General features: G+C 42.2%; 13 protein-coding genes and 1 pseudogene. 2 read left to right on the plus strand and 12 right to left on the minus strand.

What is annotated here, in order from left to right:
- Positions 1-64: 64 nt before the first annotated feature.
- Complete coding sequence (locus ACIFSR_RS30560) at positions 65-1,522, minus strand: sulfatase family protein (RefSeq protein ID WP_430062452.1); 1,458 nt, start codon at positions 1,520-1,522, stop codon at positions 65-67.
- Here ACIFSR_RS30560 and ACIFSR_RS30565 point away from each other — a divergent pair.
- Positions 1,457-1,594: a hypothetical protein gene (locus tag ACIFSR_RS30565; protein ID WP_430063201.1), complete on the plus strand. Its 138-nt coding sequence runs from the start codon at positions 1,457-1,459 to the stop codon at positions 1,592-1,594. The genes ACIFSR_RS30560 and ACIFSR_RS30565 overlap by 66 nt on opposite strands.
- Positions 1,595-2,078: 484 nt before the next feature.
- The gene (locus tag ACIFSR_RS30570) at positions 2,079-2,882 is read left to right on the plus strand and encodes a helix-turn-helix domain-containing protein (RefSeq protein ID WP_339208093.1); all 804 of its coding nucleotides are present in this window, start codon (positions 2,079-2,081) and stop codon (positions 2,880-2,882) included.
- 60 nt (positions 2,883-2,942) lie between these two features.
- On the opposite strand, the gene ACIFSR_RS30575 is transcribed toward ACIFSR_RS30570, so the two are convergent.
- From ACIFSR_RS30575 to ACIFSR_RS30625, 11 genes and pseudogenes are all read right to left on the minus strand, one after another.
- Positions 2,943-3,773: a polysaccharide deacetylase family protein gene (locus ACIFSR_RS30575; protein WP_430062455.1), complete on the minus strand. Its 831-nt coding sequence runs from the start codon at positions 3,771-3,773 to the stop codon at positions 2,943-2,945.
- The gene (locus ACIFSR_RS30580; RefSeq protein WP_430062458.1) at positions 3,770-4,372 is read right to left on the minus strand and encodes a YkoP family protein; all 603 of its coding nucleotides are present in this window, start codon (positions 4,370-4,372) and stop codon (positions 3,770-3,772) included. Before ACIFSR_RS30580 ends, ACIFSR_RS30575 begins: the two co-directional genes overlap by 4 nt.
- Positions 4,373-4,804: 432 nt before the next feature.
- Positions 4,805-4,891: pseudogene (locus ACIFSR_RS30585) on the minus strand (RNA polymerase subunit sigma-70); the annotation flags it as partial.
- A gap of 381 nt (positions 4,892-5,272) precedes the next feature.
- On the minus strand, positions 5,273-6,085 hold the full coding sequence (locus ACIFSR_RS30590; protein ID WP_339208089.1) for an NAD(P)H-binding protein: 813 nt from the start codon (positions 6,083-6,085) through the stop codon (positions 5,273-5,275).
- 62 nt (positions 6,086-6,147) lie between these two features.
- Complete coding sequence (locus ACIFSR_RS30595; protein WP_339208087.1) at positions 6,148-6,594, minus strand: MarR family winged helix-turn-helix transcriptional regulator; 447 nt, start codon at positions 6,592-6,594, stop codon at positions 6,148-6,150.
- A 295-nt stretch (positions 6,595-6,889) separates the two neighbouring features.
- Positions 6,890-8,179, minus strand: coding sequence for an ABC transporter substrate-binding protein (locus ACIFSR_RS30600; RefSeq protein WP_430062461.1), 1,290 nt, complete (start codon positions 8,177-8,179; stop codon positions 6,890-6,892).
- A 41-nt stretch (positions 8,180-8,220) separates the two neighbouring features.
- A complete protein-coding gene (locus ACIFSR_RS30605; protein WP_430062463.1) occupies positions 8,221-9,381 on the minus strand; it encodes an efflux RND transporter periplasmic adaptor subunit in 1,161 nt (386 codons plus the stop codon).
- A gap of 106 nt (positions 9,382-9,487) precedes the next feature.
- Positions 9,488-10,318 (minus strand): carbohydrate ABC transporter permease, encoded by an 831-nt coding sequence (locus tag ACIFSR_RS30610; protein ID WP_430063187.1) that lies wholly within the window; start codon positions 10,316-10,318, stop codon positions 9,488-9,490.
- A gap of 58 nt (positions 10,319-10,376) precedes the next feature.
- A complete protein-coding gene (locus ACIFSR_RS30615) occupies positions 10,377-11,255 on the minus strand; it encodes a carbohydrate ABC transporter permease (RefSeq protein ID WP_430063189.1) in 879 nt (292 codons plus the stop codon).
- 134 nt (positions 11,256-11,389) lie between these two features.
- Positions 11,390-12,499, minus strand: coding sequence for a sensor histidine kinase (locus ACIFSR_RS30620; protein ID WP_339208079.1), 1,110 nt, complete (start codon positions 12,497-12,499; stop codon positions 11,390-11,392).
- Positions 12,492-13,187: a response regulator transcription factor gene (locus ACIFSR_RS30625; protein ID WP_339208077.1), complete on the minus strand. Its 696-nt coding sequence runs from the start codon at positions 13,185-13,187 to the stop codon at positions 12,492-12,494. Before ACIFSR_RS30625 ends, ACIFSR_RS30620 begins: the two co-directional genes overlap by 8 nt.
- Positions 13,188-14,461: the final 1,274 nt, after the last annotated feature.

Here is a 14,461-nt window from a genome sequence, read left to right on the forward strand (position 1 = left end):
GAAAATTGATTTAAAAGGACTGCTGGCGTTTCTTCAAACATTAATTATTTCAACATTTTCACTGCTAATTCTCTTGTGGATGCCTCTTTCTCAATTCCTCCACGTAACGTCCTCTGCCCGACTCGATCAGTCTTTCGGCATATTCGCTGAGGTTGCCCTTGGCATGATAGGGCCCGCCTTCTCGTATGACGGTCCAGAGCGGGTCAACATCGTGCTCCATCGACATCATCATCTGATCATGCCAGTCGAGCAGGCGGTATGCAGCCTCTCTGCATATGTCAGGGCGGGCGGGAGCCAAGTTGTGCAGCTCATGAATGTCATCCTTGATATGAAACAACATCTCTTTGTCGAACAAATGATAGCCATCGTGGTAGGTGCGGATGTAGAGCCATTCGTCGAACCTTACGCTGCGCTGGCACACATGTGCACATTGCGAAATAATGAGGCTGTCGCGTCCCGTATCTTCGCCCGTCAGTATCGAGTCGGCATAACTGCATCCGTCCCAGCTCGGCGCCTGCTGAAGTCCCAACAGCTCCGCCATCGTCGGCGGCAAATCCAGATGATAGTGAAGGCCTTTATCCACATGACCGGCTATGCAGCCCGGCCAGCGGATGATCATCGGGATCCGGCATGTCGCTTGGTCTGCCGTACCATGTTCGCCGTAGATGCCAAGCTCGCCCATATTCTCTCCGTGATCAGCCGTTATAATAATTACGGTATCGTCCAGAATGCCTTTCTTCTCCATCGCGTTCAGAATCATACCGATGTTATCGTCCATATGGCGCACACCGCAATCGTACCCGTCAATCATACGGCGGAGATCATTGCGATCCACAAGTTCCCCGGGATGACGGGGATATTGGGGCGAGACACGGTTGTTATACATGTTGATCTCGAGCGCGCTGTGCGGTCCCACCTTTTCCCGGTGCGCTGCAAATATATCATCGGTAATCCATTCCGGGAGCGGTTCGTCCTTGAACGGGTTCCCAAATTCCTCCGGCGCACGATATGGCGTATGCGGGTCCCAATAATTTACGTAAAGCATCCAATCATCCTGCTCGGCATTGCGCTCAAGCCACTCGAGCACGACCGGCGTCACCTCCTCAGCCGACTCCATGCCGCCCTTGCCCGTATTGTAAATTTCATTGAAGCCGGCATAGAACGTCCAGGCGGTGTGCCTTTCTCCGAACGGGCTGACAAGTGAGGTTTTCATCCCCGCGCTGCGGAACAGCGAAGGGAAGCTTTCACTGGCCAGCCTGCTGCGGAAATCGCGGGATTCGCCTTCATGGCGCACATCTGCAGCTGTCCCTCCGTGACCGACAACCCCGTTATGAATGCCGAATCTCCCTGTCATAAGCGCCGTTCTAGAGGGGAAGCACGGCGCATCGGACGTGTAATAATTATCGAAACGGACTCCTTCGGCGGCGATCCGGTCAATATGGGGGGAGGTATTCCTATGGTACCCGTAACAGCCAAGATGGTCAGGTCTGGTGGAATCAAGATCAAGCAGCAATACTCGCATCGTTCAATCTCCTTTACTTCGATTATTAGTCGTTCGTCCCTGCAACTGCTGCAGCTCCTTGCTAGTAATTAGCCCTTGACTGCTCCAAGATTCCCATCGTGTTCGGATGGAAGCTACCGTCATCCTTCATCCCTTCGAATAACGCAAACACCTCGTCCTTGAGAATTGAGCTGCGTATTCGATTTTTATATTCGGGTATTTCTCCATAATTTCTTGAGAAATTGTTCGCGGACAGTCTTGATGCTGTCGCTCTTACGAAGCATCACCTGCTTTGAGAATTCGCCCGAATCTCCCGCAACGGCACCGCTTGCCGTGCTCTCGTTCGCCCGGTGACTACCTTGCTTTCATGTCGTTATCCCTTTCCCTAGAATGATAACGCCTTCTTTAAGCATTATCTTCAGTATAAGAGTCAGCCCTTTTCTTTGTCGATGTACATAATCTCCGGAAGATGTACATTTCAACACTAACTTGAAGATTTCAACACGTTTTCGGTTACATTGTGATAATTATCAATGCTATAATAAAGGCAACCATTTTCATTAAACGGGTGATGCTTATGCTGACAATTAGAGCTGTACATTTTGACGATTTCATCCCGAATTGGCGTACGCATTCCGAGATTATCAATTACAATGTCCTTGTTCTTGTCATGGAGGGCAAAGTTACTTACAGGATTGAAAACGAAGATTATACCGGTGAACGGGGAGACTTTATGTTTATTCCACATGGCTCGCGTCGCGCCGGTGAAAATCACCCTTCCGGCCCACATCAAAAGTTTACGATCATCTTCAACTATGAAGTTGATGCTATGCCATTCATTCCTTTTCTTCACGATAAGAAATTTGTACATTTCAAGCTGTGGAGGCTACAGTACTTGCATAGAAGATTTGAACGTTTATATGAGGAAACGCGGCAGGGGGAGAACTTTAGAACCTTCATTTGCCACGGCATCCTGCAAGAGCTGATTGGCATCATCGCAAGAGAACTAGAGAAGCCCGAGGTTACACCGATCAAAACGAAATATGCCGATATGATAAAACACTATTTGCTAGACCACTACCGCGAACAGATTGAGATCAAGGATCTCGCACGATTAATTCAGCGTTCACCGAACTATACGATCGCCGTATTCCGAGAGGTTATCGGACAATCGCCGATCAAATACATCCATCAATTGCGCGTGATAGAAGCATGTAACCTGTTGTTGAACTCCAACATGTCCATCTCCAATATCTCAAACTATTTAGGCTACTATGACACCTCTTACTTTTTCCGGGTATTCAAAAAATACACCTCGATGTCACCTACAGACTTCATGACCTACGGGAACCAGCAGGACGCGGCCCAGTTGTTCACCTGAGCTCAGTACCATAGCAAAACAGCCCGCAGGTATCTGCGGGCCCGGTTATAAAGAAGAAAACTATCCATTGTCGCTATCCGCGACGACGCGAAACCTGATACTCCCCGTCAAGCTGTCCGGCCTATTGCTGTGTTGTGTAGCATGAATATTCTGATCGATTTTATATCCTTTAACCACTCTTTTCTTTAATAGTTTATCTGTCCGTACATAAGCATACTGCTTGTGCTTAAGCTCTTGCAGAACTATTCGTAACCCCTCCAACATCTGCTTTGGCGCGTCTTCATCAGCACCTGCCGTATCGCCACTATCATGTAGTAGTACGATAGATCCGGGTTGTATCTTACTTAATAGTCGGTCAATTAATTTCTCGGAATTCTCTTGACGCTTCCAATCCCAACCCATCACGGACCAAAGCACAATGTCGTATGATTTGCGAAGCCAAAATAATTCGCCCATACTCAATACGCCCCACGGCGGGCGATAACTAGAAGGTCGCTCCCCGATAATTCCCTCAATAATATCTGCCGTACGATTGATATGCTGACGCTTTATTTTCCATGGAAATATAAGTAAGTTACATTTATGAATGTAGTTGTGAATTCCAACTTGATGCCCCTCATCATGAATTCTTCGTATCAAATGTGGATACTGTTCAGCTTTACTACCAAGTACAAAGAACGTTGCCAACACATCATATTCCTTCAGCAAATCTAGTAGTTCAGGTGTATAGCGTGGATCAGGGCCGTCATCGAAAGTAAAGGCGACCTCAGCCTGTTGTGCTTGTATACCTTTCTTATATACACCTAGACCAAAGACTCGTGACAATATTACGGGAATCATCATGTACACAAAGGAAACGATTAAAAACAGGACAGGTAGCCATTGAGTCATGATTGCACTTCTTTTTGATAACGATGTAACAACGTTTGTCTAGACATCATCAACATCATTGGAACCAGCTTTGAAGAGCTCTGCTTCACACGTTGCTTACCTACGGGATGTAGCACTCGTAGTAGAAATCTCAGGTATATTGTTAGCCATATTCTAAGACACTTTGATTGAATCGGATGTTGGTTAAAACCTAATCCGTGAATGATCCCTCTGTGAAGGAGCGTGATGCCAGTTAAAGCTTTCACTTTCCTAAATTCAAGATTATGTTCCATCGCATAACTGATTTGTTCAAGCGATTTACGCAGCATCCGTGCTGTCATTAATGCTGTACGATCCGCACCTTTTGTACGCGACAGCTCCAACACCTTCTGATTATCCAGATGCAGTTCTCCCACATAATCTCCTGCATTTATATAGTATCCATCATGACAAGCTATGCTCTTCCCCTGATGCTTTCTAACAACTAGCTTACATATGCCATACTGTGTCACAGATACGCTACGTATCTTTGTGATTTGATCAAATAAACCTTCCCATGCCATCCATGCCGACTGCATTCCTGTTCTTGAAGCTGTACTAACAATATTCAAAATAGTCATTCAGCACTCTCCCTATGACAAACCACATTTGCTGTTCTCTCTCTGATTTATATTGTATGAATCAAGTCTCTCTTTTCTCTTACTCATACCTTACGAATTTCTTAAGCCAATATAAAAGTTAATAATAAGGGAGGTCACCGCTCCATAAACTACACACACTTTCCTCCGCGTGAAATCAAAACATCCAAGACTAAATTAGCCAAGTGCCAATCCAGCATGTCATAACGTGCACGAGCGATACTGTTACATCTCAACCATCGTTAGCACCTTCAATATTAAGCACTTCACATGTGTGGAGTGTTTATACAGAAAAAACCAAATGGAATCTCTCCCATTTGGTTTCATTTACTAATATAACATCGTGCAATCAACAATGACTTTATCACTATATTGGATAAATTCAGATGTAATATAAGAGCTCAGTTCATTATCACCGATTCGCCTTATAAACTCATGATAAAGCTTCATCAAAGCCCTTTTCTCTATCCGCGAAAGATAGCTCCTATTAATCCACATTTCCTCATGCCATTTATACCGGTCTTCCTTTTCCCAAATAGTTAAAGATGGGATGGCTTTCCCAGAGCACATCCAAGTTCCATATTTTAAAGAAACCTTGCAATCAATACCGCAGTATTTGAATCAATACCTCTCTCCAATTCGTCGAGCCTTTCACTTTAAGAGATTCATTGTTTTCCTTTAAAACCATTTCAGTGAGCTTTAACATCTTAGATAGTTTTTCTTCGTCAGTATCTACTTAAGAAAATCTTACGTTATTCAAATATTCTGAGTCAACAATCTGCCAGATTGACTGCCACCCAAAGAAAAGACTCCCGCTCCAAATACATACCTTCGGAATGAGCCCTCATCTGAAATTGCCAGTTAGCTTATATTGGGATATTTTCAAATTGTAATAAATGGCTTAATACTTTCTTTCAAAGTAGTGACTGGACCGCCAATTAATCTTTCCAAATCTGCTGAGGTTGAGGAAGTATTAATCTTGCCTAAAAAACCAAATATCCAGTTTTGGATCTGAGGATCTTGACGGATTGAAACGGGCTTGCCTGAAAGTTCAGACAGAACCATCGCAAGATCAGTGAACGTCCATGGACGAGGTGCAGTAAGCTCATATGTCTTATTCTGATGACCTGGTTCGGAAAGAACTGCTGCTATTCCTAAAGCAAGATCATTACGTGTCACAGTATTAAAATTCCAATCTCCGGGGTAAATGCTTAGCTCACCAGTAGCTATGGCAGCATCCAGACCAAGTACTCCAACAAAATCAGTATATAAGGAATTTCTGAGAAAAGTATGTGGAATTCCTGATGTGAGAATAGCATGCTCAGTAGCCAAGTACAAATTAGAGGGTGGAATTGAGCCATTTCCTAGAAAAGCAAAGCTTGTAAATAGGAGTTGTTCCACTTGCGATTTTTTCGCAGCTTCTATGACATGCGCATGTTGACGCAACCTAATGGTATCATCCTTATTAGAGCTTGAAATTAATAATAGCTTAGAAGCTCCGGTAAATGCTTGATCAAGAGTTTCACGTTTATCGTAGTCACACAGACGCACTTCAATTCCTTGCTCAAGAAATTCTTTAGCGTTCTTAAGGTTTCGAACACAGGCAACAATTTGATCTGCCGAAACTTTCTGAAGGAGTTGCTTGATAATTAAACTTCCTAATTTACCATTGGCACCTGTAATGACGATAGTCATCAAATTTCATCCTCCCTACTACAAATTTAGTTAAGCCCTTAACCAAATATCCAAAAAAAATGTCAAGTTCTTTGTAGTTTACTTAACAAAATAAGAAGTTGCCTCAATTCATGCTCTTCCAGCACTTTCATTTTTTCGGCAATCCTTTGACGATTTTCAGGTAAGTTTTTCAACAGGAGGCTCTGGCCTTCACTTGTTATTGAAATCACCGTTTTTCTACCATCCATAGGATGGCTTGCTCGATGAATTAATCCGTCATTTTCTAATGGGATAAGCAAAAGACTAATATTGGGTTTGGTAACACCAATTTTCTTAGCGAGCATCGAGGGTAGTATCGTACCTCCTTCCTTCATAATTTCAACCAAAATTCGAATTCTAGCTCCATTCAAACCTTTGGATTGCCAATATCTTTCCGATACATCGACTAAATTTGCTGTTACTTCAACTAAGGAAAAAAAAGCGAGCGAATGTAGAGGTAAATCATGTACGTATTCTTGCAAATCTTTCATAAAGTCACCACCAAAAAGTAGTTAAGCACTTAACTTAATTTACTGCATATATGCAGTATCTGTCAAATTCAAATACCAACCCGAGATATACCTTTTCCCTTAGATTGTCCCAATCGAGATCAGTGTTGTTTGGGCATTTGCCGGGGACACTAAGAACATTTCGCTCTGCAAATTCTATTGCTTTCAAAAAAGAGAGAATACTATGTAAAGAAAATATAGCAAATACTATTTTCTACGTTGATAGCTTTAAAAAAAGCAGCGCATATGGTATGCGCTGCATCAGTTTCAATTTTTTCTACTCGTTTAATAAGGTTGTCACCTTGTTCTGAATCAGCTTGGCTACTTCCTCTGCAGACTTTTGCTCGCCAAAGAATGATCTGGACTCATCTCCTATAATAGACATCACACTACCGTCCGCATCAGAATGGTTATCCGCTGTACTAATGAGTTGTTTGAACTGAGTAAAGTCTTCGTCCGACACCTTCGGAATTTTCCCGTCTGAAAGCTTGTAGGTTCCGCTCTTAACTTGTTCCTGAATGTCGTTCATCTGCTTTTCATTCACAGATTTAAGCAGTGAAAACCCTTGTCTCTCTTGCAGGGATTGCCCTTCTTCGGATAACAAGAAGGCAATAAACTTCCAAGCTTCCTCTTTAACAGGAGATTTGGCTTGAATGGCGAACCGGGAATCGGTAATAATCCTCGTTCCACCTGTTTGTTCTGGCTTTTGCAGCAGCTTTGGATTTGAGAAGAATATATGTAGACCATTGATAAAGTCTCCCGGCGATTGCAAAACGGTAGAATAGAACATTTGCTTGCCTATATCCGCCGGTTCCGAAGTCATGACTTTATTATCGTACATTTTTTTAATTTGTTGCATTGCTTCCACAAATAGGGGAGAATCGAACTTTGCCTTTTTCGTTGTATGATCAACGAACTCTGTGTATTTATCCACAACCATTTCTTGAAGGAGCATCTCCGGCGGGTCATTCGCTATAGCATAGCGGCGTTCTGTGCCACTCTCCCCCAGTTCCTTCGAAGTCTTTTCAAACTCCTTCCAGGTCCAGTTCTTATCGTCAATGTTCTTGTTCTCAAGAATGTCCCCATCGCCTACGAATGCTCGCAGACTGAACCCGAAAGGCATGGCATACATACCGCCATTCAACTTCAATTCATCCAAAATATTCATTTGCAAATCACTTATACTCATTGTTTTATCTTGCTTCATAAGCTCATCCATGTTCAGGAGAAGCTTATTGCTCACATAATCGTCGATAGGCAAGCTGCTTATTTCGAAGATATCCGGGCCTTTCCCTGATAGTAGCGCTGTATTCGTCGTTTTTTGGTATTTCTGATAATCATCTGTGATCTGAATTTGCAGATCGATATCCGGATACTTTTCTTCAAACTTTTTCTCTGCCGCCTGATAAAATGCGCTCGATTGTTGCATAGACAAAGTAACGACTGTTTGACCCTCTTTGCTTACCGGTTTCTCCGTACTTGCCAATTCCCCGCTGCCTCCAGAGCTGCACGCGGTCATTGATGTCATTAAAATGCCAATACATATCATACACAGCCACTTATTCATCGAATGAATTCCTCCTATAATTTTATCGCATACCTATTTAACTATTGCAGACGAACGCGGTTTCCATCTTGTAAAGGCTCACTGCTTTCCAGAATAATCAGATCCTCTTCATAGAGGCTATCCGATTGAATCATCGTTTCTTTGTCATTCGTTTCACTGGAATGAATTCGGACTTTAGTGGCAACAAAGACATTACCTAATGCACCTCTCTGCTCGTCAATTTTATAAACAAACATGCCGTCACGGTCCTGATGAATTGCCTCATTGGGAATGACCATCCCCTCTTGTTGTGAGCGTTTTTCAAGTTTGATCTTTGCCTGCTCACCCCCCTTCAGCTCAGTATCAAATACCTTTATTTGAAGAGCCTTCTGCGGGATCGATAGGGTCAGCCCCACTTGTTCACCAGATGAGCTTACGGTACGAGGTTGTGCATTCACCACTTCATGAATCGTGCCGTCGATCATACGGGTTTGTTGATCTTGGACTGAATCTACCATGACCTCTATCTTATCTCCGATCGAAATCTCCAAGCTAGAAAGCAAAGTTGAATCGGCAGAAATATCCATTCGATAACCTAGGCTGCTGTTTGAAATAAGAACATCCGGTTCTCCCGTTGATGTTAAACCTTCAAGGGCATTCAATTTTGTAATAACACCATCGAACGGAGCGGTTATTTCCTGTTGGCTTGCTAGACGGTCTCTCAACTCGTTGATTTTACGTTCCTGCATGCCTAGATCAAGATTTCGCGTTTCAATATCTCGTTTTACTTTTCGAATTCTGAGCTCGTCCTCTTCCTTGACTGACTCTATGTACTGATCCTGAATATTCCGCAACTCGATTTTCTGCTTGTCCCTGTTGGTTATTTCATCTTCCAATTCTCGTTCGGCAGTTTTGCTGTCATAAATGATTAGCTTTTGCCCCTTCTTCACATGATCCCCTTCTTTTACGAGAATCTTCTGTACCTTCCAGCCAGCAGGGTTCAATAATCTTGCTTCGGCGAACGGCTGCAGCATACCGCTACCTTCGATTCTAAAAAAAAGACTTCCATTGGCCGCCTTTTCCGTTCTCACTTTCGGCAAAGTGAGCGACTGCAGTGTGTTGCTGAACAACGTAAAAAATAGCAACAATCCCATAAAAACAATGAACACGACTTGAATGCTTCGTTTGCGCCTACGATCAGCCGGTTCTTTTTCCAACTCCATATCCCATCTTCCTCCTAAGAACATTCCGTAGGAAAGTTTAATTTGTAAGCATTGTTTGTGTTTTACTTATGCTAAGCTTGCCTTTCAAGCTTTAACCTCGCAAAAACTAGCCCTTGATGCCAGACAATTGTATACCTTCAATAAAATACGTTTCCGCATACAGAAACAGCAGCACCATTGGAGCCATGTAGAGCATAGATGCAGCGAAAGCAATTCCCAGTTCACCTTTAATACTGGATAAATAAACCGATAGCGGCTGCTTGAGAGGATCGTCTAGAAAAATAAGCGGCTGCTCTACCATGTTCCAGTAATCGACGAACAAGAGGATAATAAGCGCTGACAGACCCGGTTTGATCATTGGGATAATAATCTTGTAAAAAATTCGCAAATGTCCAGCTCCATCCATCTTGGCTGCTTCGATGTAGGCATATGGAATATCCAGCATAAACTGCCTTAGCATAAACACACCGAAAGCTGCGAAAATGCCAGGTAATATAATGGCATTCGAACTATTGAGCAGACCAAGCTTATCCGCCATAATATAATTCGGCACTAGCGTCACTTGGAATGGCATGAGCATCGTCAAGACATAGACCAGAAACAAGTGTTCCCGGCCGCGAAATCGCAGCTTGGAGAATGCGTAAGCAGCCAGCGCTGCTACGAGAGTTTGTCCTGCGATGATCGGCACTACCATAAATACCGAATTCCAGAACATCATTAGATATCTCGAGCTGCCCACCAACACCTTGCCATACTGCTCCAAAGTCACTTGATCCGGCAGCAGTTTTAGATTCGCAAAAGGGTCTTCTCTCCCTGCAGCGGCTTTGTTCATCTGCCCTATGGGTCCATAATTAATGCCAATTTCTTGTTCTGTCATAAGTGAATTTGTGAAAGTGATCACAATCGGGAATAGTAATAGAACTGCTATAATGACCATGACGACCGTTAATGCACTTTTTTGCAATACTTTAGCAACTAGCACGACCTTCCTCCCCCTATTCCATGTACTTCCGATGCCGGCGTTCAAGTGCAAACAGTCCCATGACGATCAGAAGAATACAGCCGACCATTAAGGTCGCAGCAGCAGTCATCTTCTGTATATCCAACGACGTGAACATATTGTTCATATAGTGCTGCATCATGTAAATACTGTCATGTGGATAGTCGCCTGCGATCAAATACGTTTCCCGAAATACTTTAAACGAATTAATGATCGACATAATAACTACTAAGAACATGGTGGATGTTAGATAGACAATTGTAATACTGCCAAACTGCCGTAAACGCCCGGCCCCTTCAATTTGGGCGGTTTCGTAATAATCCTTCGGGATTTGCTGAAGTCCCGCCAAGAATAAAATCACGTTATAGCCGATGTTCTTCCATAAATAAACGACAATGATTACATTTCTGGCCGCATCGGTCTTCATCCAATCCACACGTTCGATTCCAAAGCCACTCAGCCATGTATTCAAGGAGCCATTCCAGTCAAATAGAATAGTCCAGATCAGGATAATTGAAGCAACTGGAACGACAAGCGGCATCACATATGCAGTCCGCAGCCATTTGCGAAGATAGATATTTTTATTCAACAGCATTGCCAAACCTAACGACAGCAAAAGTATAAGAGGAACACTAATCACGCTAAAATAAAACGTATTGGATGACGCCTTCCGGAAGGAATGGCTTGCAAGTAACTCGCGGTAATTAGCCAATCCCACAAATTGGCTGTCTACCGTACTATCCATAAACGAATAGAACACCCCAATCGCAAACGGAATAAGGTAGAACAGTGCAAACCCTATAACGCTCGGTGCCAGAAACATCAAAGCCGCTGAAGCATCCTTGCGAATCGATTCTTTTATTTTTTTCTTCATAATGTTGACATGCCAAAAACCCCACTTCTTCATTCACAGCTCTCTCCTCCCATTCATACATTTAGAATAGGGCAGACTGTTAAATAAAGAAGTGGGGTAAATATAAAATTTCCCTTAAATACTCGACTTAAACATTAACTGAGTGTTTCAGAGCCGTTTTTATGCGGGAAACGGACTTCAAAAAGCGTACGAATTAAACTGCTTTGAGCCGAAATTGTGCCTTGATGCTGCTCCACAATATTTTTTGCAATAGACAAGCCAAGGCCGGTGCTCCCCTCATGATGAGTTCGCGCTTGATCGCCCGTAAAAAACATATCGAAGATATACGGCAGTTCTTCCGGGGGAATATGATCTCCATAATTGACCACTTGAATTAACACATTTTCTGCATCAAAGTTGCAATTTATGTCTATATACTGGCCATCATTTCCATAGCGAATCGCATTAGTCAGAAGATTTTCAAATACGCGTGCCAATAGCTCGCCGTCCCCCCTAATAGTCATATGCGGAGTCACATTCAATCGGGTTTCTAGGTTGTTTTTCTCAAAAACAGGGTATAGCTCCTCATTTAATTGAATGAGAAGCTCACTGAGATCGATCGGTTTTTTTTCAATGGTAAGCTTGCCATAGTTCATTCGAGTAATTTCGAATAGTTCGTCAATAAGTTTTTCTAAACGTTGAGCTTTTGTATAAGCAATGCTTGTATAGTGCTTGTTTTGCTCTGCAGTCAGTTGATCGTCCTGAAGAATGAAATCCAAATAACCTAGAACTGAAGTTAACGGCGTACGCAAATCATGAGCCAAATTCAAGACCAATTGTTCCTTGCTGTTTTCTGCAAAATCTCCTCTCTCCAAAGCTTGCTGTAATTTTTCACTTGCCAGATTAATATCTCTTGCAACATCCCCAAATTCATCATTGGATGGAATATGTATACGATTGTTGAACTCACCATTCGCAAGCTGATTAATTCCGCTAAATATTTCATTAAAATAAGCCGCATATCGTTTGGTGAGAAGAAAGAAGAACAAAAAAGAGAGAGGAATGAAAATAAGCAAAAAGAAGTTAACATCCCCAATATCTCTTATAAAATAACGGATTTTTGTCGATGGACTTTCGAATTTGGTCGTATAATAATAGATTTGGAGAGCTTTATAGAGCATATAGGTAATGGCAGCGGAAAATAACATGCTTAATCCAAAGAATTGAATCATTTTAAATCGAAAGCTTCGGATCATTTTAGCCATTGAATGAATATCCCACCCCCCAAACTGTTTTAATCAGTTTGTTTTTATGAATGTCTTCTCCAAGCTTCTTCCGCAAAATACTAATATGTACCATGACCGTATTGCTGCCTTCATAGTATTCATCTCCCCACACCTGTTTAAAGATGTTTTCCGCACTATAGACTTTCTTTGGATAACTGACTAGTAGATACAAAATATCAAACTCTTTTTGAGTTAGTTCAATAGGCTTGCCGTAAAGGAATACGGTGCGCTCTTCGGGATAGATGATCAGTCCGCCTGCCTCCAAAGCAAGTTTGTTCGCTTGCGCTGATTGATTAAACTGCATGGACCGCCTCAACTGAGCATTCACACGGGCAACCAATTCCATTGGGTTGAAGGGTTTGGTCACATAATCATCTGCACCTCTTATTAGTCCTGTAATCTTATCGAGGTCGGTCGTTTTGGCGCTTAAAAAAATGATAGGTAAGTGATGCTTCTCTCGAATTTGTCTTGTTACTTCATAACCATCCAGTTTAGGCATCATAATATCTAAAATTGCCAAATCAATGTAATGCGTCTGAATAACAGAAACAGCTTCCTGCCCATCCAATACTTTAATGCAGCGGTAACCCTCTTTTACTAAATGCAACTCAATTAGATCGGCAATCTCTGCCTCATCATCAGCTATCAGAATTGTGATCGACTTCATTCGTTCTACCCCTTTATCACCTTAATATTGCTTTTATTGTATCAGACGGAAATGCCTCCTGCTTGGATAATACTTGACGTAGCTGCTACAATTCCCAACCAGTTTAATTAGTCCATGACTGGTTTCATACCCATCCTCTCCTTATTGAGACTCTTAAGCCCTAACCACAATTACACGGTCACAATAATAGCGACCAATCATAGGTTCCTCCTAATCCTTCATTAGCTTTAGGATAAGGAATACTATTAAAAAAGAAATGTGGTTAAAGATAAAGTTTTTCTTAAACTTCTAAATTAAGGGGCTGTCTGATTAAATAAAGAAAGAGCCAAGTGAAATACAGGATTAGATACCTGGATGATAATCTTTCTACCGACAATCTTTACAATTATGAAAAGCAAAAAAATCCAACGATAAGTTCACATGTTGGATTTATAAACTTCGTTTCTAAAGGCCCCCTAACTTGTCTATTTGGAGTAGACCTATTATTAATTTTCATTAATGGGTTTTAGTTAATTTTTCCGATCATTACTCAGCCTTAAACTCTACTTTTTCATCCAACACAAAGCACTCCACATGTACCGAGAGACTACCAAATTCGCTCTTGTAGACTGTGTAAATCTTGGTAAACATACCCCGAAGGTCACTGCACAAGTGTTTGATTGGTCAAATGGTTCTCCTGTTCCTTTGAAAGTGAGTCCTTGTAACTCTATTAGATGTACAGTAGATGTCCACCGCAACAAATCCGTATTCTTGTTTGCGGATGTTTCTAAGGTTGCATTCAAATATGAAGCTCTAATTGGTAAAAATAAAAGTCCATAAACGATAAGAAAACCGTCATTAAAAGTTGACCCCGGATGAATGATGAAATCCGGAGTCCTCTTATTTTCTGATTATGGCGGACTCAAACGGGATAACGATATTCTGAGTAAACTTGCTGACTTCTTTGCTGCCAGCTTGGTATGCATGGTGTCCTTAAAGGTACCAATGGGACCGAAATCCTACTGTGATGCAGGTTTTCAGATTTGGAGCACATCCCATTTCACACAATTGTAGAACGTGTATATTTCTTCTTCTTTCTGCGGATTATTGTTGGAATCCCTTGTATCCTCATTTGACGCTTTGCGTGTTTGTGGTTAATTTTCCTTTTCATTTCTTTACTCATATGCAGTGTGAGTTGACGGTAAGCGAAGATACCCTCGACTTTCCTGTACAAAGCCAACATGACTTCTGTTAAAATTTGAATCTCTAATTGTCGCTGGCTAGGCTTGTGGTTT

Origin of the sequence: Paenibacillus sp. NRS-1760, assembly GCF_050467785.1 — a bacterium.
GTDB lineage: Bacteria > Bacillota > Bacilli > Paenibacillales > Paenibacillaceae > Pristimantibacillus.